The following is a 23656-nucleotide window of genomic DNA, read 5'->3' on the forward strand; positions in this document are numbered from 1 at the left end:
GGGTGTGCAGAACGGCGATTTTAACCCACGCGACCCGCCAACGCCGGCAAAGGTGCGACCGGTGTTGCAGGACGAGTTACAGCTGCGATTCGATCGGCAGCCAGCTCATCACGCGGGTGGTGGCGCGCAACCACCAGCCGGCGTCGGGCTCGTGGTCCAGCACGCGTGGCGGCTGGCTGCTGGCGTCCAGCCATTGCAGCGAGCCGTCCGGGCGCCGCTGCACCTGGTAGCTCAGGGCGGGTGAGGCCAGGCGCAAATACTCCTGGCGCAGGTCGCGGGCCAGCCCGGCATCGGCGAACAGCACGCCCATTTCGGTGTTGAGGTTGGCCGAGCGCGGGTCGATGTTGAACGAGCCCACGAAACCGCGTTCGCCATCGATCACGAAGGCCTTGGTGTGCAGGCTGGCGCCGCTGCTGCCGAACAGGCCCTGGGCCGGCTTCGGGCCATTGCGGCGGATCTCGAACAGGTGCACGCCACCCTCCAGAAGCTTGCGGCGGTAGCGCTCGTAGCCGCTGTGCACGGCCGGCACGTCGTTCGCGGCCAGCGAATTGGTGATCACGCCCACCCGTGCACCTGCGTGCGCCAGCCCGACCAGGGTGGCCGTGCCGTTCCTGCCGGGCACGAAGTAGGGCGAGATCAGCATCACCTCGCTGTGCGCGCCCGCGAGATGTGCGGTGAGGCGCGGCTGCAACCAGCTGCCGCGATCGGTGGAGCGGAACTTCAGCGGCGGATCGGAGGCAACCACGATGTTGGCGCTCCAGTGCATGGACAACTCGTGGTTGGCCAGCCGTTGTGCGGACGGCGATGCGGCAACCCGTTGCAGATACACCTGCGCGTCGGGCCCGGCGGATTCCTGGCCGAGCCGCGACACGATCCGCTGCAGGTGTTCCGGCGTCTGCGGGTTCAACGCCTCGATCGGCACGACGGCGCTGGAGTTCCAGAACGCGTCGAAGATCGTGCTGGCGTCAGCTACCGCCGGGCCGAGCAGCAGCATGTCCAGGTCGCGGAAATTCACCCGGCTGGCGGCGTCGAAATACTCGTCGCCGATGTTGCGCCCGCCGACCACGGCGAGCCGGCCGTCGACGATCCACGCCTTGTTGTGCATGCGATGGTTGACGCTGAAGAAACGCTGCACCATCTCCAGCAGGCGCCACACGCCGCTGCGGTTGCGGAACGGGTTGTACAGGCGCACTTCGATATTCGGGTGCGCATCCAGCGCCAGCAGCGCCGGGTCGAGACCCTGGGTGTTGATGTCGTCGATCAGCAGGCGCACGCGCACGCCACGCTCGGCCGCGGCGTACACCTCGCGCGCCAGCAGGTGGCCGACCAGGTCGTCGTGCCACATGTAGTACTGCAGGTCGAGGCTGCGCCCGGCGATGCGCGCGGAAGCGGCGCGCACGGCAAACGCGTCCAGGCCGTCATGCAGCAGGGTCGCCGCGGTCTGCCCCGGATGGGCGGCGAGATAGGGTGCCAGTTCGCGATCGATCGGGGTCTGTGCCGCCTGCAGCGGCAGGGTCGTGCTGGCGGCGCCGCTGGCACGCGGGGTCAGGTGGTCGGCCAGCAACAGGCCGCTGGCGACCAGCAGCACCAGGGCCAGCACGGCCCAACCCATCCAGATCATGATCCTGCGCATCCGTGGCACCTCCGGCTTCCGATTATTCGTGGGCTGTCGCAGATGCGCAAAGGCCTGCCGTGATCGACGGCAGGCCCTTGCGGAAACAGGGCATGCCGGCAGACCGGCAGGCCCCTGGTGACGCGCTTACTGACCGCGCATGCGACCCTGGAAGCGGGTGCCGCCATTGCCCATGTGCGCCAGCTTGATCTTGCCGATCGCGTTGATGCGCTCTTCGGCCAGGCGGTCGGCCGCCTTGTAGGTCGGGATGTTCTGGGTCTTGGAGATTTCGAAGATGCGGCCCAGGTTGTAGTAGATCGTGCGCATCATGCGCATCGCGCGCTCGCGGTTGTAGCCGTCGATTTCCAGCGACACGTTCATCACGCCGCCGGCGTTGACCGCGTAATCCGGCGCATACAGCACGCCGCGACGCTGCAGCTCGTCGCCGATCTCGTCGGTGGCCAGCTGGTTGTTGGCCGGGCCGCAGATGATCTTGGCCTTGATGCGGTCGATGGTCTGCTCGTTGACGGTGCCGCCCAGGGCGCACGGCGAATAGACGTCCGCATCCACGTCGTAGATCTCGTCCAGGCCCACCGCTTCGCAGCCCAGCTCGTCGACGCAGCGCTGCACCGCTTCCTTGTTGATGTCGGTGACGAACACCTTGGCGCCCTGTTCGCGCAGCAGCTTGATGTACTCGCCGCCGACGTGGCCGCAGCCCTGCACGGCGTAGCTGTACTTGCCCACGTCCTCGTTGCCGTGCTTCGCCTGCAGCGTGGCCATCAGGCCCTGCAGGGTGCCGTAGGCGGTGAACGGCGACGGGTCGCCCGAACCGCCGTGCACCTGGTGCACGCCGGTGACGTATTCGGTTTCGCGGAACACGTATTCCATGTCGTTGACGTCGATGCCGACGTCCTCGGCGGTGATGTAGCGGCCGTTCAACGAGTTGACGAAGCGGCCGAACGCGCGGAACAGCGCCTCGGACTTGTCCTTGCTCGGATCGCCGATGATCACCGCCTTGCCGCCGCCCAGGTTCAGGCCGGCCACCGCGTTCTTGAACGTCATGCCGCGCGACAGGCGCAGCACGTCGTTCACCGCCTCCTGCTCGGTCTTGTACGGCCACATGCGCAGGCCGCCGAGCGCGGGGCCCAGCACCGTGTTGTGGATCGCGATGATGGCCTTCAGGCCGGCGTCCTTGTTGTGGCAGAACACGACTTCTTCGTGACCGGTGTTGGCGATGGTTTCAAAGATCATTGGAACGGTGACTCCATGATTTACGGTGCCGGTGGGCATCTACAGAGGGTGGCGGAGAGCATGCGGGACTTCGCCGGGGGTTTGAAAACGCCTGAAACTGATCGCCCCGACCGGAGCCGGGGCGATGAATCAAAGCGTCAAGTTTAGTACGTCACCCCCGCAGGTGGTGCCGCGGCGCAGCAAGGCGCCGGCGTATGGAGGCTTCGGGCGCGGCGTGGCCGGCTCCGGAAGCGGGCTGCGGCCCCCTACATCCGGCAGTTCGGCGCATGCCCGCTGCTGCGCGCCTGCTGGTACGCCGGTAGCAACTGCTCGGCCTGCCGGTTCAGCGCCTGGGCGCGGTTTCCCGAGGACGGATGGGTGGACAGGAACGCCGGCGGCTTGCTGCCACCCTGGGCACCCATCTTTTCCCACAGCGTCACCGCCGCCCGCGGGTCGAAGCCGGCCTGCGCCATGTAGCGCTGGCCCAGCGTGTCCGCCTCGCTTTCCTGGGTGCGCGAGAACGGCAGCAGGATGCCGACCTGGGCGCCGAGGCCCAGCGCGGCGGCCGCATAGCCGGCATTGGTGCCGCGGGTGCCGGCGTAGATCGTGCCGGCCGCCACCGCGGCCTGGGTCGCCATGTTGTCCGACACGCGTTCCGCGCCGTGCCGCGCCACCACGTGCGACAACTCATGGCCCAGCACCACGGCCAGCTGGTCCTGGTTGCTGGCCAGCTTGAACATGCCCTTGTTCACGCCGATGCGGCCGCCGGGCAGGGCGAACGCGTTGGCGCTGTCGTCGTCGACGATCTGCACCTCCCACTGCTGGGTGTTCCATGGCGGCGGCAGTACCGCAATCAGCGCGCTGGACACGCAGGTGGCGTAGGCGCGCTCGCGCGGCGCGTCGACGAACTTGCCCTGCTTGCGCATGTCGTTGAACGCGGTCAGCCCCATCTGGCTCATCTGGCTGTCCGACACCATCATCAATTGCGAGCGCCCGGTGGGCGAGGTGACGCAGCCGGCCAGCAACGTGGCGGCCAGCGTGGCGAGCAGATGGCGGTGTTTCATGCGTGATCCCCTGAGGACGGTCGTGATTCGAGCATAACCGCAGGAAATCACGGTCGGGATCAACACGGCGTTGATGAAATGTACGAACGATCGTGCTATTTTCTGCCGCATGACGACCGCAACCCTCCCCGGCAAACGCGCCAGCACCCGCGAAACCATCCTCGACCACGCCTATGCGCTGGCCCGTCGCGACGGGCTGGAAGGCCTGTCGATCGGCAACCTGGCCGCCGACGTGGGCATGTCCAAGAGCGGCGTGTTCGCCCATTTCGGCTCGCGCGAAGAGCTGCAACTGGCCGTGCTCGACACCGGCCGCAACCGCTTCGTGAGCCAGGTGCTGATGCCCGCCCTGAAACAGCCGCGCGGCCTGCCGCGGCTGCGCGCGATCGTGGCGAACTGGTTCGCATGGAGCCGCGAACACCAGAGCGGTTGCGTGCTGCTGTCCGCCGCCAGCGAATACGACGGCCGCGACGGCGCGCTGCACGACGGCGTGGTGCGGCAGCAGTCCGGCTGGCGCGACGAGTTGCAAAAGGCGATCGCGCAGGCGGTCGAGCTGGGCGAGCTGCGCAGCGATACCGACGTCGCCCAGCTCGCCTTCGAGATCTACGCCCTGATGCTCGGCCTGCACCACGACGCCGGGCTGTTCGGATTCGACGAAGCCGGCCAGCGCACCCGCGCGGCCTTCGAGCGCCTGTGGCGCAGCTGGCAAACCTGAGGCGAAACCCATGCCCACCGTCATCGACCGACTCAAGCTCACCACCGTGCGCACCGGCTTCGCGCTGGGCGGACGGATCGCACCCAAGCGCACCGTGAACCGCGCCGCGCGCCTGTTCGCCAGCCCGTTCGCCAGCAGCCGTGTTCGCGCCGAAGCGGTGCAGGGCGATGCGCAGATGCAGCGCGGCGAGTTGCGGGTCCGCGGCGAAACCATCGCCACCTACGTCTGGGGCGATCCCGCGACCCAGCCGTACGCACTGCTGGCGCACGGCTGGTCCAGCTTCGGCCTGCGCTTCCTGCCGTGGGTGGCGGGCTTGCGCGCGCTGGGCTTCGCCGTGGTCACGTTCGACCAGCCCGGCCACGGCCACAGCAGCGGCAAGCTGTGCACGCTGCCCGAATTCACCGCCACCATCCACGCGATCGGCGAACACTACGGCCACGCCGCACTGGCCGTCGGCCACTCGCTGGGCGGTGCCGCCGTCACCTTCGCCCAGGACGAGGACTGGCATGCCGATCGGCTGATCCTGGTGGCGCCCGCGGCCGACATGAAAGCCGCGGCCGGCCGCTTCTTCCGCTTCGTGCGACTGGGCGAACACCTGCGCCAGCCGTTCTACGACTGGCTGCTGCGCCGCACCGGCGTCAGCGTCGAGCAACTGCAGGTGCATCGCCGCCTGCCTGCGCTGGGCCAGCCCGCACTGATCGTGCACGACCTCGACGATGCCGACGTGCCGTGGGGCGAGGGCGAACGCTATGCCCAGTTCTGGCCCGGCGCGCGACTGTTCACCACCCAGGGCCTGGGCCATCGCCGCGTGCTCGATGCGCCGGAAGTGATCGACGCCGCGCTGGCCTTCGTGCGCGGCGAGGACGTGGGTACGCGGGTGATTGGCAGTCCCAACCTGGCGCTCTGCCTCTAGCCAGTCCCGCCAGCGACTCCTTCGCCTCCAGGCCACGCTCTGTTGCCGTCATTCCCGCGAAAGCGGGAATCCACCTTCGGCTTTGCGAGAAGCCAATGGATTCCCGCTTTTGCGGGAATGACGGCCGTGAGGCCCCCCGCGCGCGCGTCGATGGCAAGGGGCGGTACAGCCGCATGTCCGTACGCCAAGGTACGCCGGCAATCCCGCGAGCCCGCCGTCGATCCACTAGAATCGACAGGTTCAAGCATCGATGCCGGAGTTGCCATGAGTTCCCCCGCCAAGCACGTCCCCGCCAGCGCCCCGCAGACGGAAACCACCCCGCTGCGCTTCGTCACCGCCGCCAGCCTGTTCGATGGCCACGATGCCGCCATCAACATCATGCGACGGATCATCCAGTCGCAGGGTGCCGAAGTGATCCACCTGGGCCACAACCGCTCGGTCGAGGACGTGGTGCGCGCCGCGCTGCAGGAAGACGCCGACGCGATCGCGCTGTCGTCCTACCAGGGCGGCCACGTCGAGTACTTCAAGTACATGGTCGACATGCTGCGCGAGCGCGGCGCCGGCCACGTGCGCGTGTTCGGCGGTGGCGGCGGCACCATCACGCCGGAGGAAATCCGCGAGCTGCAGGCCTACGGTGTCGAGCGCATCTACCATCCGAACGACGGCATGAAGCTGGGCCTGGTCGAGATGATCGAGGACGTGATGAACCGCACCCGCGCCGCGGTCGACCAGCGCGTCGAAACCGCCGCCAGCAAGGTCGACGTCGACGACGAAATCTCCATCGGCCACATGCTTTCCACCATCGAGGAAGGCCGCCTCGGCGACGCCGAGCTGGAACGCCTCCGCAAGGAATGGAAGCTGGCCGGCAAGCAGACCCCGGTACTTGGCCTCACCGGCACCGGCGGCGCCGGCAAGTCCAGCGTGGTGGACGAACTGCTGCTGCGCTTCCTGCACGCGTTTCCCGAGATGCGCATCGCCGTGCTCGCCGTCGATCCCACGCGTCGCCGCTCCGGTGGCGCACTGCTGGGCGATCGCATCCGCATGAATTCGCTGCGCAGCCATCGCGTCTACATGCGCTCGATGGCCACCCGCCGCCAGCACGCCGCCACCAGCGTGGTGCTGCACGACTGCATCGACTTCCTGAAGAGCCAGCCGTACGACCTGGTGATCGTCGAGACCGCCGGCATCGGCCAGAGCGATTCGGAGATCGTCGACCTGGTCGACTTTCCGGTCTACGTGATGACCAGCGACTACGGCGCCGCCAGTCAGCTGGAGAAGATCGACATGATCGACTTCGCCGACCTGGTGGTGCTCAACAAGTTTGACAAGCGTGGCGCCGAAGACGCGCTGCGCGACGTGCGCAAGCAGTGGAAGCGCAACCACACCGCGTTCGGCGTGAAAGACGACGACGTGCCGGTCTACCCGACCATCGCCAGCCAGTTCAACGATCCCGGCGTGACCTGGATGTTCACCAACCTGTGCCGCCTGATGCGCGGAAAGCTGCATCTGGGCGCGGCCGCTTCCAAGGCAGGGCAGCCCGCTCTGGAACCCTCCCCTTCCAGGGGAGGGCAGGGTGGGGCAGCCCCAGCCGAAGCCGGATGCAGCTGGGCCCCGCAACTCGACACCACGCTCAAGGAACCGCGCGCCACCGTGCTGATCCCCGGTGCTCGCGTGCGCTACCTCGCCGAGATCGCCGAGCAGGGCCGCGCCATCAACAAGGGCATCGAGACCCAGGCCGAGTTCGCCAGCAAGGCGCAGCACTACTACGAGTCGCTGAAGGAACTGGGCGACGACAAGCTCCCGCGCCCGCTCGACCTGTACGGCAGCGCCGACCTGCACGCCGAAGGCGACCGCTCGCTGGTCACCCTGCGCCAGCGTTACAACGCCGCCCTGAAGGAACTCAGCCACGAAGCGATTCACCAGCTGCGCGAATGGCCGGCGCTGTACCAGTCGGTCACCGCCGACGTCAACGAATACAAGGTGCGCGACAAGGTCATCCGCGTCGACAACTACCGCGAATCCCTGAGCCACCAGAAAATCCCGAAAGTCGCCCCGCCGAAGTCGAAGGACTGGGGTGAACTCGTCACCTTCCTCGGCAAGGAAAACCTCCCCGGCCATTACCCGTACACCGGCGGCGTCTACCCGTACCGCCGCAGCGGCGAAGACCCCACCCGCATGTTCGCCGGCGAAGGCACGCCCGAGCGCACCAACCGCCGCTTCCATTACCTGAGCCAAGGCGGCGCCGCCACGCGCCTGTCCACTGCGTTCGACTCGGTCACCCTGTACGGCGAAGACCCCGCGCCGCGCCCGGACATCTACGGCAAGATCGGCAACTCCGGCGTCAACATTGCCACGCTGGACGACATGAAGAAGCTGTACTCCGGCTTCGACCTCAGCGCGCCCAGCACCTCGGTGTCGATGACCATCAACGGCCCCGCGCCGATGATCCTGGCGATGTTCATGAATACCGCCATCGACCAGAACGTGGAGAAGTACCTGCGCGCTGATGACGCGCGCTGGGCGGAAGCGGAAAAGAAGATCGCCAAGCTCTACGAAGGCCGCCAGCGCCCGCAGTACCTGGGCGACCTGCCCAAGGGCAACGAAGGCCTCGGCCTCGGCCTGCTCGGCGTGTCCGGCGATGAACTGGTCGATGCCGAAACCTACGCGCGCATCAAGACCGAAACGCTGACCCAGGTGCGCGGCACCGTGCAGGCCGACATCTTGAAGGAGGACCAGGCGCAGAACACCTGCATCTTCTCCACCGAATTCGCGCTGCGCATGATGGGCGACATCCAGCAGTACTTCGTCGACCACAAGGTGCGCAACTTCTACTCGGTCAGCATCAGCGGTTATCACATCGCCGAAGCCGGCGCCAACCCGATCAGCCAGCTCGCCTTCACCCTCAGCAACGGCTTCACCATCGTCGAGTACTACCTCGCCCGCGGCATGAAGGTGGACGACTTCGCGCCCAACCTCAGCTTCTTCTTCTCCAACGGCATGGACCCGGAATACACCGTGATCGGTCGCGTCGCCCGCCGCATCTGGGCCCGCGCCATGCGCGAGCGCTACGGCGCCAGCAGCCGCAGCCAGATGATGAAGTACCACATCCAGACTTCAGGCCGCTCGCTGCACGCCCAGGAAATCCAGTTCAACGACATCCGCACCACCCTGCAGGCGATGTACGCGCTGTTCGACAACTGCAACTCCCTGCACACCAACGCCTACGACGAGGCGATCACTACGCCGACCGAAGAAAGCGTGCGCCGCGCCGTGGCGATCCAGATGATCATCAACAAGGAACTCGGCCTCAACTTCAACGAGAACCCCTGGCAGGGCAGCTACGTGGTCGACACCCTGACCGACCTGGTCGAGGAAGCGGTGTACAAGGAGTTCGAGGCGATCAGCGAGCGCGGCGGCGTGCTCGGCGCGATGGACACCATGTACCAGCGCGGCAAGATCCAGGAAGAGTCGATGTATTACGAGCACAAGAAGCACGATGGCTCGTTGCCGTTGATCGGGGTGAATACCTTCCTGCCGAAGGATCATGGCGGGGAGATTGCTACCGAGATCGAGTTGATCCGCTCGACGGAGGAGGAAAAGGGGGCGCAGATTGCGCATGTGAAGATGTATGGTGAGGCGCGCAACGCGCTGGTGCCGGGGAGCTTGCGGACGCTGCAGGACACAGCAAGGGAGCGGGGGAATGTGTTTGAGCGGTTGATGGAGGCGGTTAAGTACAACTCGTTGGGGCAGATTAGTCATGCGTTGTATGAAGTCGGGGGGGAGTATCGGAGGAATATGTGAGCTGGTCCGGCATAAATTCAGGGGAAGAATATGGCAAAGGAAATAGTGGTCGCGTGCGTTAACTTGAAAGGCGGTGTAGGGAAAACGGCGCTCGCAGTAAATTTTGCTGCGTATGCTGGACAAACAGGTCTAAAAACTCTTCTCGTTGATTTGGATCCGCAAACGAATGCGACTTTTTCATGCATCACCGCTAAGCAATGGGAAGACCATTCTCTTTCTCATGGAACTGTCGCGGATATTCTTGGTGCGAGAAAGTCGTTTGGTGCAACGGGTGTGGAAAAAAAGCCAGAAGAAGTCGTCATTAAAGATGTATTCGACAATGTTGACCTGATTCCGTCACATTTAGATCTCTTTACCATTGATCTCGATATGGCCGGCGCTACTGCGCGAGAAACAAAACTTGCGAGATCAATGAAAGATTTCAAGAAAAATTACGATTTAATCATCTGCGACTGTCCACCAAATTTAACAATCCCCACCCAGAATGCTCTCGCGATGAGCAACTATTATGTGATCCCAGTCTCCCCCGACTATCTTTCAAGCATAGGGGTGGCTCTTCTCAAAACGAGGGTGGCTGGTTTCTGTGCGATATTTCCCATGTAATTGATCTTGCTGGTATCGCGTTGACACGGATTGGACGTCCCGCTATTTATAGGGATGAAATCGTTTCGGCGCTTAGGAAACAATTTGGGGCCGAAGTTCTTGAGAGCGAAATAAAAGAACGAGTTCAAGTAAGTGAGACTGCCTCGAGGCAAAAGCCAATCTTTGTTGGGAGCGATAAGGACGCCATTAACGAATTTACGAACCTTTCACTTGAAATAATTGGTAGGATCGGCGCATGAAACGTACTAATTTATCTACACATGAGTTGGCAGATATTCTCGTTATGTTGGCTCGGTTGTTGCGTTCGATGCCTGAAGGCCCGCTAGATGAAGAGTTCAAGCGTGCGAGATATCGCGACCACGAACTCAGGTCTAGTGCACACAGTGACCCGTCCGCGCTGGTCGCTCTGGTTGGTTTCTCCAAATTCACAAAGTCCGATTGGGTTGACTTTATACACGAGTTAGACTTGCCAATAGTCATTGAGCCCCGCCATGCGTCACGAGACTTGATGGGGAAAATCGTGAGCTATTTCGCAGACCATCCGGAAGGACGAGCGCGTTTGCGTAGTATTTCTAAGCGCGGAGCACGCGGCGATTCGTCCCAAGCCCTCTTGGACGCTTTCTCGGTTCTGATGCGGAATTAGTAATATGCCAGTGACGATCGAGGCGGAGTTCAGCGCTAATTACGATACGTTCAAGGTCGCCGCAGAAGCGAGTAACGCAAATGTTAAGGGCGCACTTTCCGCGAACGACAAAATTTTCCTTAGCAGCTATAAATTAATCTGCGCGTTTCGCGGATGGCACGAGGTCGGCCTAGTCTCGCTGAGCGATGATGTAATTGGCTTCTTCATTGAAGCGCATAACGATTTGCTCACCTCGCATGTTCACGCAACCAGTGGGATGTGGAGATCCGCGTTAATTTCGTTGCGATCCTTCATGGAAAGTTATCTAGCCTTTGTTTACTTCAAGGACCATCCAGTTGAGTTGGCTCAGTGGAAGGTTGGCGAACTTCGCTTGGAGCCCAAGGTGCTGAGACAGTATTGTGTGAAACACCCGGAGCTAAAGAAGTATTCTGTGGTGAAGAGTGCGACTCAACGGCTGGATAGCGAGTATTCGAAACTATCAGGATCAGTTCATGGTTCAAAGGTTGATTTTCGGATGACGAGCGCGTCGGCTTATCCGGCGATAGCCACGGATGACTTATCGAGGCTTAGGGCTTGGCAAAAATTACAGACGCAAAGTGTTCGAACGTCACTACTCATTTTTCTCGGGTTGTTCGCGAGTCAACTTCACGGTGCAGCGCATCCACTATTCAGGAAAGTCTTGAGTGCAAATTTTCCTCCAAAAATTCGCCAGGACGTGAAGGCTCAGTTGGGCATAAACATCTAACTAAAACATTTAAGAGTATTTAATGCATGCCCCTTCATTTTATTACGATAGAAACACGGAATGGAGTCAAGTTAATTCAATCCGACGAATAAGGGGCTAGGTTTATTTAACTGGGAGTTTTAAATGAACCCGGTCCCCTTGGTTCTTTCTATTCTTCGCGTTAGGAGTGTGCTATGGATTTTTCTAATCGCGAGAAGAGGGTTGTCGGACTATATTTGCGTGTCGCTAAGGTACTTGGTATTTCGAATCCGCCGCCACTTACCCTGGAGCTGTTGGGCACAAATGGTACTGATAATGAAACACGATGTGCTATTTTTTTTCGCGATGATATGAGAGTTGGGGTGAGCGCAAAATATGCGCACAGCGTAAACGGACGGCCTAGAGCTCTTCGTGCGACATTGGCCCATGAACTTGCTCATTTTAGTTTAGATAGTGCTGGCTACAAATGTCGTGGGCATAGCTATGTCTTCTTGGCGACTGAGGCCTACGCGATTAAACCAAAAACAGGGGTCAAAAACAGGGGTCAGAGTGCACTTTTCGAGGTTTATTCTCCTTGAGGCACTTTGCGCGGACGTCCGATTTTTGCCGGCCCTGCGCGGCGTGACAGCTGCGTTTCGATAGCGCTGCGGAAGCGGACTGAGCCCAGCGCGTGCTGTCGTTGAAGATGCGCGCGTATGGCGTCGAGGTGATTTTGGGACAGGTTTTCCATGGCGAGGGTGCGGTATGCGTTGTATCGCTCCTCGTCGGTTCGTCCCAGCGCCAGATAGACGGGGTGGGGATGAATCAAAGGGTCGTCGTGGCCGAAAGCATTGTGTGCGTGGCTTGACCAGGCATAGTCGAGCGGGTCGGCGGTCATGCGAGCGCGGACCGGGTTGAGTTCGATGTAGCGATAGCAATGGAGCAAGTAGGTTTCCCGATCTACCAGTGACGACTTGTAGCGACCTTCCCATAAGGTACCGGTGCGCCGGTATCGATCGTTGATGTAGCGCACGTAACGTCGCCCTAGGGATTGCATCACGCGCGCAATCTGGCCACTGGCGGCGGGTGTCATCAAGAGATGTACGTGATTGGTCATGAGCACATACGCGTGGACGTTGCAGCCCTCGCGCATCGAGATCTCGCGCAAGTCTTGCAGGTAGCGCACACGGTCTACGTCGGTAAAGAAGCAAGGTTGGCGATCATTGCCGCGTTGGACGACGTGTTGGGGAATGTAGGCAAGATCGAGTCGTGGCTGGCGGGGCATCGCGGCGTCCATGCTGGAATGGCTCCAGTTTCCCAGTGCTGCGGGTTCCGTCTGTCGGGCCATTCCGCGAACTTCCGTCAGAAGTGCACTCTGACCCCGGTTTTGGTTTTCTGGCGCTTTAGGTAACCACTCTACATTTTGCATCGAATAACCAATGACCTTTCCATTTCGACGACATGTCCACCCAAGGGACAAACCGAGGAGACAATGACAATGAAGGCGATCGTGGTAACCGACGAGGCCGCGGGAACGGCCGGGATGAAGCTGGTGGAGCGCCCCGAGCCGCAGGCCGCAATAAACGATGTCGTCGTGCAGATTCATGCGTCGGGATTCGTCGGAACCGAGCTGACGTGGCCATCGACCTGGACCGATCGACTCGACCGCAGCAGGACGCCGACGATTCCCGGGCACGAGTTGGCTGGAGTGATCACTGCGCTGGGCTACGGCACGGCCGGGCTATCGGTGGGGCAGCGGGTATTCGGCCTCGCGGACTGGTATCGCGACGGCACCCTGGCGGAGTATGTGGCGATCGAGGCGCGCAACCTCGCGCCGCTGCCGGGCGACGTCGACTTCACGGTGGGCGCGAGCCTGCCGATCTCGGGCCTGACGGCATGGCAGGGACTGTTCGAACACGGCCGTCTTCGGGCTGGGCAGAGCATCATCGCGCATGGCGCGGCCGGTGCGGTCGGGTCGATGGTGACGCAGCTCGCGCGTGAAGCGGGCGCCTATGTCATCGGCACCGGGCGCGCTGCCGACCGTCAGAAGGTGCTCGACTTCGGCGCGCAGGAGTTCGTCGATCTCGACAACGACGCGCTGGAAGACGTCGGCAAGGTCGATCTGGTGTTCGATGTGATCGGCGGCGACATCCAGAAGCGATCCGCAGGCCTGATTCGAGCCGGCGGAACGCTGGTGACCATTGTCGCGCCGGCCGAAACGCGGCCCGTCGATGGCCTGGCGGTCGACTTCGTGGTCGAGTCCAGCCGCGCCCAACTGGGCGAGATCGTCCAGCGCGTACGGGACGGCAGATTGCGGACGAACATCGGCAACATCGCCACCCTCGACGATGCCGTCGCCGCTTTCAACCCGACCCGGCGAATCAGCGGGAAGACGATCATTCGCGTTCGTCCGTGAAGAACGAGGCCGGGTCGAGAGTAAAGGGGGCGTGGCTAATTAGGTGTCTTCCTGGATGCTTGACCGCGGTGACCGCCCACGCGGGCGGTACACGGCAGGGCATCCGAGGGCGGTTTCCACCAAGCGCTGGAAGCGTTCGTCACCAAGGGCGCGTTCCTGGCTGGCATACGCACGCAGGCGCTACAGATCCCAAGTGCAATGCCTGTGTCCGACCATTGTTGGTAGGGCGGCGTTACTTCGCTGCGCGCTGCGTCATCCCCAGCGCTTGCCTGACCGCCTTGACCACCGCGTCCGGCTGATCGATCTGAATGTCATGCGAGCTGTCCGGAACGTGTACCAGCGTGCCGCGGGAGGATGTGGCGACGATCTGCGCCTGCGTGTGGGCACGGGCGTCTTCCAGCCCCTTGCGGTCACGCGGCAGCGCATCGGCATAGGTGTTGGCGGCGGACAGTACGATCAGGGGTGTCGAGCCGTGCGTCTCCTGCTTCGACACGGGCTGCTTGAACACCTCGACATTGGCCTGGAGTACCGACAGCACGGTATGCCAGTACGCCGGCTTCGACATCAGGGACAGGTTCACCGCGTTGAGCTTGGCGCTGGCGTGCGGATCGGGCCCGCCGAGACACTGGCTCAGTTCCTTATGGGTGGATGTCAGTTCGTGCTTTTCGGCGGCGGCCTCACAGTGGCGAAGAAACGCGAACCGCTGTACCGAGAGGGTGTCCTCGTCCTTCTGCCATGCGGGGGCAAACCGGCCGATGTCCTGCGCGGGCGGATCGAGCAGGACCATCGCGCCCACGTCCGCCGGATAGCGGCTTGCGTACTGCCGAACGATGTTGCTACCCAGCGAATGCCCCACCATCACCAGTGGGGTCGAGAGGCTGGCCTGCTGGATCAGCGCGTGCAGATCCGACACGTCGGCGTCGAGATCTCGCGGCATCGGCCCCTCGCTGCTGAAGCCGAAGCCGGCCCGGTCATACGCGCAGACGCGCGCGTGGGCGGCCAGAAGCGGCTGCACCTTGAACCACGTGGAGGAATCGGCGACTGCGCCAGCCTCGAGCAAGACGGTCTGCGGTCCGCTGCCCGAACAGCGCAGGTTGAGATGGCGGCCATCGCCCAGGTCGATCAGCTTTGCCGCCTGCGCATAGCTGTCCGGCATGCGCTGCGACGCGGTGGCGTGGCTGGCTTCAGTGGCCATGGCCTGGCCGAGCATCATGGCCAGTAAAAGGGCGCCGCCAGCTTTCAGATGCATCTTGTTCAAGGAATGTCTCCCGTCGATGGCCCGGACCGAGGCGCGGGCAGGGCGTCTTCATCGACTTGAGGCGGCGCAAAAAGTTCAGCAAGAAGGTGTCAGGGACAATTTTTGACGGCGGACGTTGACGTTCAAATTGTCCCTGACGCCTTTTGCCCCGGCGACCCGATCAAGCAGCAACCGGAAGTGGACTGGCGAACGTCTCCGGCGAGGGCTCGGCCACGTCGCCGCCCACGTCGTCAGCCGGGGGCGGCGGAGGCAGACCGCCGCTCCGCGTTGGCTGGGCCTTCCCTGAGGGAAAGCAGCGAGACGGGGTCAGGTTGAGCTGGCCTCGTTGGCAGGACCCCATTGGCACGGGAAAGCGAAACCGACCCCGTGCGGTTTGACCCGGTCTTCCGCCCCCCATGATCAGACGCGGTTTTTCTTTGATCTGGTCGCGCTTCCTGTTCGTGCTCGTGTAAAAATCAGGCAGGACACTTCAAGGGGCGGCAGACAGTGAGAATGCTTCAATCGGGCGCTTGCGCCAATTGCGATCGCGCCATTGCCGGTCCTGACCAGAAATTCTGTCCCACTTGCGGCCAAACCACGCCCGCACACCGCATCGATTGGCATTTCCTTGGGCATGAGCTGGAGCACAGTGTGCTGCACATGGACCGGGGCATCTTCTATTCGCTCAAGGAGCTGATGCTGCGGCCGGGCCATTTGATGCGCGACTACATCGAAGGGCGGCGCGCCAACCAGGTCAAGCCGATGTTGCTGTTGATGATCTCGGCGGCGCTGGTGGTATTGCTTGGCAAGTTTCTGCTGGGCGGCGATCTGATCGGTCCCTCCCTGCAGGCTGGCGCCGGTTATGTGGAGGGCTCCAGCGTCGGGGTTGAGGGAGGCGCAGCGGCTGCAGCGTCGGCCAAGACCGCCGTTGCGGTGAAAGACTGGATCAATGCACACCTGGCCGCATTTACGCTTCTTCTCCTGCCGTTTCAGGCCGGGGCCTTCTGGTTGGCCTTCAAGGGCAGGGGGCTGAACTACCCCGAATGGTTGGTGATCTCGGCCTTCCTGACTGTGCAGACGTTCATTTTCATGGCGGCTGCCGTACTCGTCCAGAGGTGGCTGCCAAGCGCGCAAATGTGGGTTGTTCCGTTTGCCTTCTTCTATCTGGTCTTTTCACTGGTGCAGTACTTCCAGAGCTCCTCGCGCTGGAAGACCGCGCTGCGCGCCTTGCTGGGCTTCATCCTGTTCACGGTGGTCAGCTCTCTGATCTCTGCTGCCGCAGGGTTTGTATTGGTCTCCATGTCGATGCTTGGCTAAAAGGGAAAACGCGCCAGGGACGACTGGCACTGACTCAAGCTCGTCACTCCCGCAGATAACGGATCAGGTCCATTTAACTGGAAGTTTTAATGAACCTGACCCCTCTATTCTTTTGCTGCTGAAACCGGAACGGAGACAGTCAAGTCCACCCGTTGCAGGTCGTGGTTGCGTGACCATCGGGTGCCTCCCCGAAGCACAACCAAAAAGGGCGTGGCAAATTGAGCCTCATGCTGCGCGCTGGCCCGCCGTGGGCGCAGCCGAACCTTCCCTGGACGGTGCCGCAATAGCTGCCACCCGGATGGTCTTCCGGCCAGCCGCGATGCTATCTTTCATCGCGTATCCGGGGGGATTTCATGCCAGCCATTGCTCGTCTCGCGAGCCGCATCGCGGCTCTGTTCCTGTGTCTCGCCAGTCTGACCGCACTGGCGCAGGCGCCGGCAGATCCCGCTGTCTGGGGCCCGTATGCCAATGTCGCCGGGACACAGCGACGCGCCCAGACGTATATCGTGCGCTGGCACTGGGCGAAGCCGGGCGCGGAACTGGTCGAGGAGTTTGTCCTGCGTGGCAGCGGCACGCTGGACTACAGCAACGTGATCACGCCCGGGCCAGGCCCCGGCCAGCTGCGTCTGGTCAGCTCGTATATGCACAAAGAGTGGCTGGGCACGTTGCAGAACGACGGCAGCGTGCTGTGGGCTGGCTCGGGCCTGCTCAAGATGCCTTACCGCGTCTCGCTTGCCGCGGACGGCGTTATCGAGATGCGCAGGGTGAAGCTGCGCAAAGGGGCGATAACGTCGGTTGCCGCGGCAACGGCGGACTCGCGCTTCGAATTGATTCCGGACGCGGAGCCCACGCCGGCACCGGCCGACCCGGCGGCCTGGGGCGTGTACGCGCGACTGGCCGGGGCGGACATGAGTGCTGGCCGTAACCTGTTCTATCGCTGGTCGTGGCGCGACAAGGACACGCTCGTCGAGGACCGCGGCGACGTGTGGGGCAAGGCGTTCATCACCATCGCAGGCGCCGGCGCGTTGCGTTACGTCACCGAGGACGGCAAGGGCGTGCGCGAGGGCACCGTGCAACCCGACGGGTCGGTGGTCTGGACAACGAAGGGTGCGGAGCCGTTCCGTGTGTCGTTGCAGGAAGGCGGGGTCGCCTACGACCACGTGACGTTGCGCGACGGCGTGGTCACGAAGTCATGGGAGATGCAACGCCTGGCAGGCACCTTGCCGCCGCCGGCGGCTCGCCTGGCGCAGGCTACGCCGGCGGCGCCCGCCTCGCCCGCTACCGTTGCCGCGCCAGGGGCCGGCAAGGCGGAGCAGGCACCCGCCGTCGCTGCGGCTGGCGGCGCGACGCCCACCGAGGCGGCTCCTTCCGTCCCGGCGTTGTCCGACTTCGATGCCTCGCTGCAGGGCAGCTTCGAGGACATGTGCGCGTCCGCGACGGAGCGGAAGAGCCGCTTCTGCGACGCACTCGTGGCGCTGATTGCGAAGCGGCAGGCCGATGGCTTCGCCATCGAAATCCACGAGCCGGCGCCCGAAAAACCGGCCGCGAAGAAGGGCGCCGCCGCCGGCAAGAAAAGCGCGGCGAAAAACGCGCCGCCGCAAGAGCGGCTGTCGACGCACCTGGGCCTGATGGCCAGGCTGGTCGACCAGCCACAATTCGCTTTCAGGACCGAGCCTGAAAGCGATCCGCCCAGTTCGCCCGACAAGGGCTACGTGTATGCGTGGGCCGTCCCCGAGGCGGAACTCGTGTGGAAGCGCATCACGGCAGGCGAGGAAGGCCCTGCTATCGACGTCTTTCGGTGGAACGCCAAACACCAGAAGGTGATTGGCGTGCCGCTCGATCCCAAGGTCGCCTACGTGCTTGAGGTGGCCATCGAAAATGGGGATGTCACGAAGATATCGGTGTTGCAGCCGAACGGCCTCAGGTCGCGCTCGCTTTTACAGGCGCTGCCCGACGGTGGGATCCAGTGGACCACGCAGGCCTTCAGGGACGGGGCGTGGACCAGCATCGTCAAGTCCTACGACGTTCCCGGTACGCCCGAATGGATCGCCCAATGGCAGCAGTGGCAGGCGCGTCGCCGCGAAGAGGCGCGGCTTGCAGCGGAGGCAGAGCAGCGACGCTTGCAGGCCGAACGCGAAGCGATGGCAGCGCAGGAGTTGGCGCGGCAGCAGCAGGAGGCCGAGGACGATGCGGAGTTCGAGGCCGAGCGCGCCCGCAAGGCTGCCGCCTGGAATGCGACGGCGTCGGCCGCCGAGCAGGGGCTGGCGGACTCCATCGCGCGCCTCAACGAAACCACGGCGCGGGTCCAGGCCCAGCAGGAGCAGTACCGGCTGCAACAGCAGTACGCGCAACAGGCAGCCCAGGCCGAGCAGCGCCAGCGTGAGGCCGAGAACGCGCGCCAGGCCACCCAGCGCCAGTACGAGATCGCACGTCAGTTCGAGGCGCAGCAGCAGGCGCAACGCCAAGCCCAGGCCGAGGCCCGGGCCCAGATGCAGGCGCAACACCAGGCGCAGAGGGCGTCGGCCGCAGCTGCAGGCACGGCGTCCACGCTGACCGATGCCAACACCTGCGTGAGCCGGCCGGTCGTCGGCCCCAATCATGCGTGTGGCAAGGGCACGTCGGCCTCGGTCACCAACCAGTGCTCTTCGCCGGTGGACGTACGCATGTGCTCGATGACGCCCAACGGGTGGGATTGCAGCGCACGTTGGGGCCTGGCGCCCGGCGCCAGCTGGAGCCAGGCGTGGTGCGCAGGCACTTCACAGGTCTTCATGTCAGCCCGCAACAGCGGCAGCAGCACTGCGCTCGGTTCGCCCTAGGTTCCGCACGGCCGCGTGGGCGGCTTTGTTGATGTCTCGCCTGGCGTGCAATGGCGTGTCAGGCGCGGCAATGAGAGCTGGCCTTTCTGCTTGTCTGCGACTTGCGATCGTCCGTAGCGATGCGAGGCCAGCGCGCCATGCCGTGCTTGCTGCGCTGGAACGCAGCAGCCAGGCAACCAATGACTTGTGGCGTTTGCTTGCCACCACCTGTCGCCATAACCTCGTTGTGTCTTCATGAAGGATGGCAGCCATGCGCGTACTTCGTCCTCTGGCCTTGCTTCTGGCTGCCGGCCTCGCATGCTCCGCCGCGAATGCGGCCGACGTTGACGGGACGGCGCAGCCAGGGGAGCGCGATGTCTTCAACCAGGTGCAGCAGAACGCCTGGTATCTGCCGACGACGGATCATGTGGCGAAGTTGTTCGTGACCGAGATCGGGCAGGGTTCGCCGGTGGTGTTCCTGCATGGCGGTCCGGGGCGCGATTTCCACTACATCATCGACGCCTTGCGCCCGCAGTTGGAACAGCATGCCTTCGTCCTGTACGACCAGCGCGGCAGCGTCCTGTCGCCGGTGCCGGCGGGAACCGAGGCCAAGCTGACCATGCGCCAGATGGTGGATGACCTGGAGGCGTTGCGCGTCGCGCTGGGCCGCGATCGGCTGGTGCTGTTCGGGCACTCGTTCGGCAGCCTGCTGGCCATGGCTTATTACCGGGCCCATCCCGCGCACGTGGAGCGCCTGGTTCTGGCCGGCTCCCTGCCACCGGTGATGGACAAGGCCATGGCGGATGCCTATGACAAGGCGCTGGACCAGCGGGAAACCGCCATGATGTCGCGCGAAGACGCCATCGCGCGGGCGCTGGCCGAGGCCGGCCTGCCGTCGGACAAGGGCCGCGACACACCGCGGCAGGCGAGGATGCGCTTGCGCATTCGCTACAACGCGCCGTTGGACCTGGTGCACGTGGAGCGCTGGCGCCAGCTCACCAGCGGCGGCATCTACTACAACCACGCGGCGGGCGCGGCGATTGCCGCGAGCATGCCTGCCTGGGACGTGCGTCCGGCGATCGCGGCGCACCCGGTGCCGATCACCGTCATCCAGGGCGACAGCGACTATCTCGATCCGTCGGCCCACTTGTGGTCCGCCCTGGGGGGAAAGATCCGCCTTCGCGTCATCCGTGATGCCGGGCACTGCGCCTGGATCGACCAGCCGCAGGCGTTCGCCGAGGCGCTGCGCGATGGTTTGGACGGCCATTGACGAGAGTGCGATCGGCGGAGCCGCTCGGTACACGGAGTAATCGGGCAGTCTCGCCTGCCCGCGAAGCTGACTCCTTCCGGGATGGATTCTTCTACCTGATCGCGCCCTTTGATCGCGAGTCTTCAGGGGCCATGGCGCAACAAATCGCTGATCGACCGCGGCGCGCCTTTTGCTCGATACTCCTGCGCGGGCTGTACTGCCGTCTCGTGATTTTCGACCATCGAAAGGATTCCCATGGCTTACTCAATGAACCAGGTGGCCCTGTACCTCAACCTCGCTGCCGCACGGGTCAAGGCGGATGGCGACCTGCGTTATCTGATGGGGCCGGGAGCACCGAAGATCAGTGGCGGCGGCAATCTGCAGGAGACGCAGATACTCTTCGTGCGCGATGCGCTGTGGGTCGCCAACAACGACGATGCCGACACCGTGTTGCAGAAAGCCATACTCGAAAAGCTGCTGATCGGGACGCCGGAGGCACTCATCGAGCATGTCGAGGCCTGCCAGACACGCGTCTTCAAACGCATGAAGCTCGGCGCGAAGGAGATTTTCGTGCCGCCGGGTTCACCCGCGGAAATTCTGCTCGCCGAACTTGCCGGCCTCGACGATGCCGGGGCCAAGCGTGACCTGACCTATCCGCCTGCCCTTGGCGCCTTGCCAGTTGCCGGCAAGAAGCCCGTCGGCTACGCGCTGCAGCCACCGGGCACGGGCACAGCGCCAGCTGTCGCGGGCATCGTTTTTGTCACCGGCAACTACGAAGGTACCGTGGGTTCGGGGGATAACGAGCATGCTGAGCAGAAGCTGCTCGCGGCCTTGAGTCGGGTGCCCGACAGTGTGCGCGGCACATTGGCGCTGTATGGTTGCAAGCGGCAATGCAGCGTTTGCAAAAACGTGTTCGACAAGGCGATCCCGAAAGTCGCGTCGTCTTATCGCTACCTCAATTGCCGCGCCCACGACGACCCTGCGATCGAAAATTACCAGGCGCAGGCGCATCCCTCGGGGATCAAGGCGCTGGATGTCGATCGGTACTTTCCGGGGTAGTGCTCGCGGGCTTCAATAGCGACGCCGACCTGAAGGGACATGGCCAATGAAAGTTGCTCGCCACCGCCTGTTCGTGGTGGCGAGCTCCAGTGCCTCCCGGTACTTCCGGCACACTCCCTCGGCCCGCCGTCAGGTCCAGCATTCCCCGCACCGATCGCCACGATCCGCTGCGGGGGAGAGACGTCATGCCGACCATGGACCGCCGACAGTTCCTGAAGCTTTCCGCCACGCTGGGTGCGGCGCTGGCCCTGGGGTGCACGCCGTTGCGTCCTTCGTCGAGCGGCTGGCGCGAGCGGCGTGAGGTGTATCCGCAAGGCGTCGCCTCCGGCGATCCGGATGACAACAGCGTCCTGCTGTGGACGCGGCGTCCGTATGCGGATGGGCGCACCAGCGCCACGTTGCGGGTCGAGGTGGCGCAGGACCCGGACTTTACCCAAGTGATCGCGACCACGGCCGCGCGGGTGTCGGCCGCGTCGGACTGGACCTGCCGCGTGCTGGTTGGCCAGCTGCCGTCGGCCCGCGAATACTGGTACCGCTTCGTGGACGAGGAGGGCAACGGCAGCCGCATCGGCCGCACGATGACGGCCCCCGCGCCGGACGACGCGCGACCGGCACGCTTCGCCTTCGTCAGTTGCCAGGACGTCTGCGAGGGCGCCCTGAATGCGTATCGGCGCATGATCTTCGAAGACGAGCGCGCCGCGCCCGAGGACCGCATCGGCTTCGTGCTGCACCTGGGCGACTTCGTCTACGAGGTCGTGCAATACCCTGACCAGGTCAAGGACGGCCATCGCTACGACCGCCGCATCACGTTCCCGGTGCACTACCCGACAGGCAAGACGGTCGCCAACAACCGTTACTGGGTGCCGGCCTCTCTGGAAGATTACCGCGCCCTCTACCACGGCTACCTGCAGGACCCGGACCTGCAGGATGCGCGTGCGCGCTGGCCGTTCGTGGCGGTGTGGGACAACCACGAATTCTCCTGGCAGGGTTGGCAGTCGATCCAGGAGTTCCCCGGCACGGAGGGCTGGGTGCCCGCGCAGACGCTCAAGGTCGCCGCCAACCAGGCCTGGTTCGAATACCAGCCGGCGCGGGTCGCGGCACCGGGCGCCAGCCTGGACAGCTTCGCCGCGCCGCACGTCGTCGATACCCTGGTTACCGAGTTCGACGACGACGGACTGGGGCGCGAAGCCAACAACCTCGCCGCCATCAACAGCCTGATCGTGTACCGCGCCCTGCGCTGGGGCCGGCACATCGACCTGATCCTCACCGACCAGCACAGCTTCCGCTCGCGCGACCCGGGGTCGCACGACGAGATCAACCCGCTGTTCGAAGGCGACAAACTCGGCTGGGTGCCCGAGGAGCTGGCGATGCAGATCGACGGCGGCCGCGACTATGCCGGCGGCCATCCGCCGGCGAAGTTGTCCTTCCGCGGCAAGAGCGTGGCGAACTACCGCGCCGGCGAAGCGGCGCAGACATTGCTGGGGGCGAAGCAGAAGGCCTGGTTCCTCGAACGCCTGCGCGGCGCGCAAGCCACCTGGAAGATCTGGGGCAATTCGCTGGGCACGCCCGACTGGCGCGTGGACCCGCAGCACCTTCCGCCCGCACTCGGCGCATGGTCCGGCGAAGGTTATGCCGTGATGGCCACCAGCGACTGGGGCGGCGCGTACCACGAACGCGCGGAGATCTTCGACACCGTGCGCGACGAGGGCATCACCGGTTTCGCGATCGTCTCCGGCGATCGCCACAGCTTCTGGGCCGGCTACGCGGCCAAGGCCTTGCCGCCCGCCGCGTTCGAACCGGTGGGCGTCACCTTCGTGGGCGGCTCGCTGATTTCACCGGGGATGCTCGAAGCCTCCGAGCACAACCTGAAAAAGGACGATCCGCTGCGCTCGTTGTACGTCGCCAATCCGGGCGACGGACCCACGCAGCCCACCGTCAACCTGCTGATGCATCACGGCGTGCGCTCGGCGCTGGAGTTCGCCAGGAGCGGCGATCTCAAGAAGGCGCACGCCGTCAGCAATCCCGAGCTGGCCCCGCACCTCGCCTTCGTCGACATGGGCGGCCACGGCTACGCGACCATCCGCGTCGACGCCAGCACGATGGCCACCGACTTCGTCTGCATCCCGCGCCCGATCGAGCGCAGCCCGGGCCCGGACGGCGGCCCGCTGCGCTATCGCGTCCGCCACGAAGTGCCGCTGTGGCAAGCCGGCGAGCGACCGCGGATGCGGCAGACGGTGGTGGAGGGCGATCCGGGCCTGGCGGTGTGAAAACCCGCACGAGAAGACGGAACAACATGCCGGGA

General features: G+C 64.0%; 16 protein-coding genes. 11 read left to right on the forward strand and 5 right to left on the reverse strand.

Going from position 1 to position 23656, the window contains the following annotated elements; genetic code table 11:
- Positions 1 to 76: 76 nt before the first annotated feature.
- The 3 genes from AC3A56_RS11975 to AC3A56_RS11985 all read right to left on the reverse strand — a co-directional run bounded on the left by AC3A56_RS11975 (position 77) and on the right by AC3A56_RS11985 (position 3906).
- Positions 77 to 1621 (reverse strand): phospholipase D family protein, encoded by a 1545-nt coding sequence (locus tag AC3A56_RS11975; protein WP_487770470.1) that lies wholly within the window; start codon positions 1619 to 1621, stop codon positions 77 to 79.
- A 138-nt stretch (positions 1622 to 1759) separates the two neighbouring features.
- A complete protein-coding gene (locus tag AC3A56_RS11980) occupies positions 1760 to 2863 on the reverse strand; it encodes a Glu/Leu/Phe/Val dehydrogenase dimerization domain-containing protein (RefSeq protein ID WP_056715671.1) in 1104 nt (367 codons plus the stop codon).
- 245 nt (positions 2864 to 3108) lie between these two features.
- Positions 3109 to 3906, reverse strand: coding sequence for a M48 family metallopeptidase (locus tag AC3A56_RS11985; RefSeq protein ID WP_056715674.1), 798 nt, complete (start codon positions 3904 to 3906; stop codon positions 3109 to 3111).
- A gap of 109 nt (positions 3907 to 4015) precedes the next feature.
- Here AC3A56_RS11985 and AC3A56_RS11990 point away from each other — a divergent pair, with 109 nt between their 5' ends.
- The 5 genes from AC3A56_RS11990 (at position 4016) to AC3A56_RS12010 (ending at position 11323) form a co-directional block, all read left to right on the forward strand.
- Positions 4016 to 4618, forward strand: coding sequence for a TetR/AcrR family transcriptional regulator (locus tag AC3A56_RS11990; protein ID WP_056715677.1), 603 nt, complete (start codon positions 4016 to 4018; stop codon positions 4616 to 4618).
- Positions 4619 to 4628: 10 nt separating this feature from the next.
- Positions 4629 to 5531 carry an alpha/beta hydrolase gene (locus tag AC3A56_RS11995; RefSeq protein ID WP_487770471.1) on the forward strand — a complete coding sequence of 301 codons (903 nt, stop codon included), beginning with the start codon at positions 4629 to 4631 and terminating at the stop codon, positions 5529 to 5531.
- A gap of 264 nt (positions 5532 to 5795) precedes the next feature.
- Complete coding sequence (locus AC3A56_RS12000; protein ID WP_487770472.1) at positions 5796 to 9332, forward strand: methylmalonyl-CoA mutase family protein; 3537 nt, start codon at positions 5796 to 5798, stop codon at positions 9330 to 9332.
- A 30-nt stretch (positions 9333 to 9362) separates the two neighbouring features.
- A complete protein-coding gene (locus tag AC3A56_RS12005; protein WP_487770473.1) occupies positions 9363 to 9935 on the forward strand; it encodes a ParA family protein in 573 nt (190 codons plus the stop codon).
- A 647-nt stretch (positions 9936 to 10582) separates the two neighbouring features.
- Positions 10583 to 11323: a hypothetical protein gene (locus tag AC3A56_RS12010; protein ID WP_487770474.1), complete on the forward strand. Its 741-nt coding sequence runs from the start codon at positions 10583 to 10585 to the stop codon at positions 11321 to 11323.
- Positions 11324 to 11867: 544 nt separating this feature from the next.
- Here AC3A56_RS12010 and AC3A56_RS12015 read toward each other — a convergent pair.
- Positions 11868 to 12566: a transposase gene (locus AC3A56_RS12015; RefSeq protein WP_487770557.1), complete on the reverse strand. Its 699-nt coding sequence runs from the start codon at positions 12564 to 12566 to the stop codon at positions 11868 to 11870.
- A gap of 213 nt (positions 12567 to 12779) precedes the next feature.
- Here AC3A56_RS12015 and AC3A56_RS12020 point away from each other — a divergent pair, with 213 nt between their 5' ends.
- The gene (locus AC3A56_RS12020) at positions 12780 to 13697 is read left to right on the forward strand and encodes an NADP-dependent oxidoreductase (protein WP_487770475.1); all 918 of its coding nucleotides are present in this window, start codon (positions 12780 to 12782) and stop codon (positions 13695 to 13697) included.
- 232 nt (positions 13698 to 13929) lie between these two features.
- Here the strand turns inward: AC3A56_RS12020 and AC3A56_RS12025 are convergent, their stop codons facing one another.
- Complete coding sequence (locus tag AC3A56_RS12025) at positions 13930 to 14946, reverse strand: alpha/beta hydrolase (RefSeq protein ID WP_487770558.1); 1017 nt, start codon at positions 14944 to 14946, stop codon at positions 13930 to 13932.
- A 501-nt stretch (positions 14947 to 15447) separates the two neighbouring features.
- Between AC3A56_RS12025 and AC3A56_RS12030 the strand changes: the two genes are divergently transcribed.
- From AC3A56_RS12030 to AC3A56_RS12050, 5 genes are all read left to right on the forward strand, one after another.
- Positions 15448 to 16251, forward strand: a complete 804-nt coding sequence (locus AC3A56_RS12030) for a DUF3667 domain-containing protein (RefSeq protein WP_487770476.1) — start codon at positions 15448 to 15450, stop codon at positions 16249 to 16251.
- 353 nt (positions 16252 to 16604) lie between these two features.
- The gene (locus tag AC3A56_RS12035) at positions 16605 to 19067 is read left to right on the forward strand and encodes a hypothetical protein (RefSeq protein WP_487770477.1); all 2463 of its coding nucleotides are present in this window, start codon (positions 16605 to 16607) and stop codon (positions 19065 to 19067) included.
- A gap of 250 nt (positions 19068 to 19317) precedes the next feature.
- Positions 19318 to 20316: an alpha/beta fold hydrolase gene (locus tag AC3A56_RS12040; protein WP_162248788.1), complete on the forward strand. Its 999-nt coding sequence runs from the start codon at positions 19318 to 19320 to the stop codon at positions 20314 to 20316.
- A gap of 234 nt (positions 20317 to 20550) precedes the next feature.
- Positions 20551 to 21354 carry a hypothetical protein gene (locus AC3A56_RS12045; protein WP_487770478.1) on the forward strand — a complete coding sequence of 268 codons (804 nt, stop codon included), beginning with the start codon at positions 20551 to 20553 and terminating at the stop codon, positions 21352 to 21354.
- A 185-nt stretch (positions 21355 to 21539) separates the two neighbouring features.
- Entirely contained in the window at positions 21540 to 23621 is a 2082-nt protein-coding gene (locus AC3A56_RS12050) for an alkaline phosphatase D family protein (RefSeq protein ID WP_487770479.1), read from the forward strand.
- Positions 23622 to 23656 lie beyond the last annotated feature (35 nt).

This window comes from Rhodanobacter sp. Soil_C_14 (assembly GCF_057657335.1).

What these genes read in the sequence shown, in the direction of transcription:
- AC3A56_RS11975 (WP_487770470.1), bottom strand. Translation starts at nt 1,621, where the DNA reads ATGATCTGGATGGGTTGGGCCGTGCTGGCCCTGGTGCTGCTGGTCGCC.
- AC3A56_RS11980 (WP_056715671.1), bottom strand. Translation starts at nt 2,863, where the DNA reads ATGATCTTTGAAACCATCGCCAACACCGGTCACGAAGAAGTCGTGTTC.
- AC3A56_RS11985 (WP_056715674.1), bottom strand. Translation starts at nt 3,906, where the DNA reads ATGAAACACCGCCATCTGCTCGCCACGCTGGCCGCCACGTTGCTGGCC.
- AC3A56_RS11990 (WP_056715677.1), top strand. Translation starts at nt 4,016, where the DNA reads ATGACGACCGCAACCCTCCCCGGCAAACGCGCCAGCACCCGCGAAACC.
- AC3A56_RS11995 (WP_487770471.1), top strand. Translation starts at nt 4,629, where the DNA reads ATGCCCACCGTCATCGACCGACTCAAGCTCACCACCGTGCGCACCGGC.
- AC3A56_RS12000 (WP_487770472.1), top strand. Translation starts at nt 5,796, where the DNA reads ATGAGTTCCCCCGCCAAGCACGTCCCCGCCAGCGCCCCGCAGACGGAA.
- AC3A56_RS12005 (WP_487770473.1), top strand. Translation starts at nt 9,363, where the DNA reads ATGGCAAAGGAAATAGTGGTCGCGTGCGTTAACTTGAAAGGCGGTGTA.
- AC3A56_RS12010 (WP_487770474.1), top strand. Translation starts at nt 10,583, where the DNA reads ATGCCAGTGACGATCGAGGCGGAGTTCAGCGCTAATTACGATACGTTC.
- AC3A56_RS12015 (WP_487770557.1), bottom strand. Translation starts at nt 12,566, where the DNA reads ATGCCCCGCCAGCCACGACTCGATCTTGCCTACATTCCCCAACACGTC.
- AC3A56_RS12020 (WP_487770475.1), top strand. Translation starts at nt 12,780, where the DNA reads ATGAAGGCGATCGTGGTAACCGACGAGGCCGCGGGAACGGCCGGGATG.
- AC3A56_RS12025 (WP_487770558.1), bottom strand. Translation starts at nt 14,946, where the DNA reads ATGCATCTGAAAGCTGGCGGCGCCCTTTTACTGGCCATGATGCTCGGC.
- AC3A56_RS12030 (WP_487770476.1), top strand. Translation starts at nt 15,448, where the DNA reads ATGCTTCAATCGGGCGCTTGCGCCAATTGCGATCGCGCCATTGCCGGT.
- AC3A56_RS12035 (WP_487770477.1), top strand. Translation starts at nt 16,605, where the DNA reads ATGCCAGCCATTGCTCGTCTCGCGAGCCGCATCGCGGCTCTGTTCCTG.
- AC3A56_RS12040 (WP_162248788.1), top strand. Translation starts at nt 19,318, where the DNA reads ATGCGCGTACTTCGTCCTCTGGCCTTGCTTCTGGCTGCCGGCCTCGCA.
- AC3A56_RS12045 (WP_487770478.1), top strand. Translation starts at nt 20,551, where the DNA reads ATGGCTTACTCAATGAACCAGGTGGCCCTGTACCTCAACCTCGCTGCC.
- AC3A56_RS12050 (WP_487770479.1), top strand. Translation starts at nt 21,540, where the DNA reads ATGCCGACCATGGACCGCCGACAGTTCCTGAAGCTTTCCGCCACGCTG.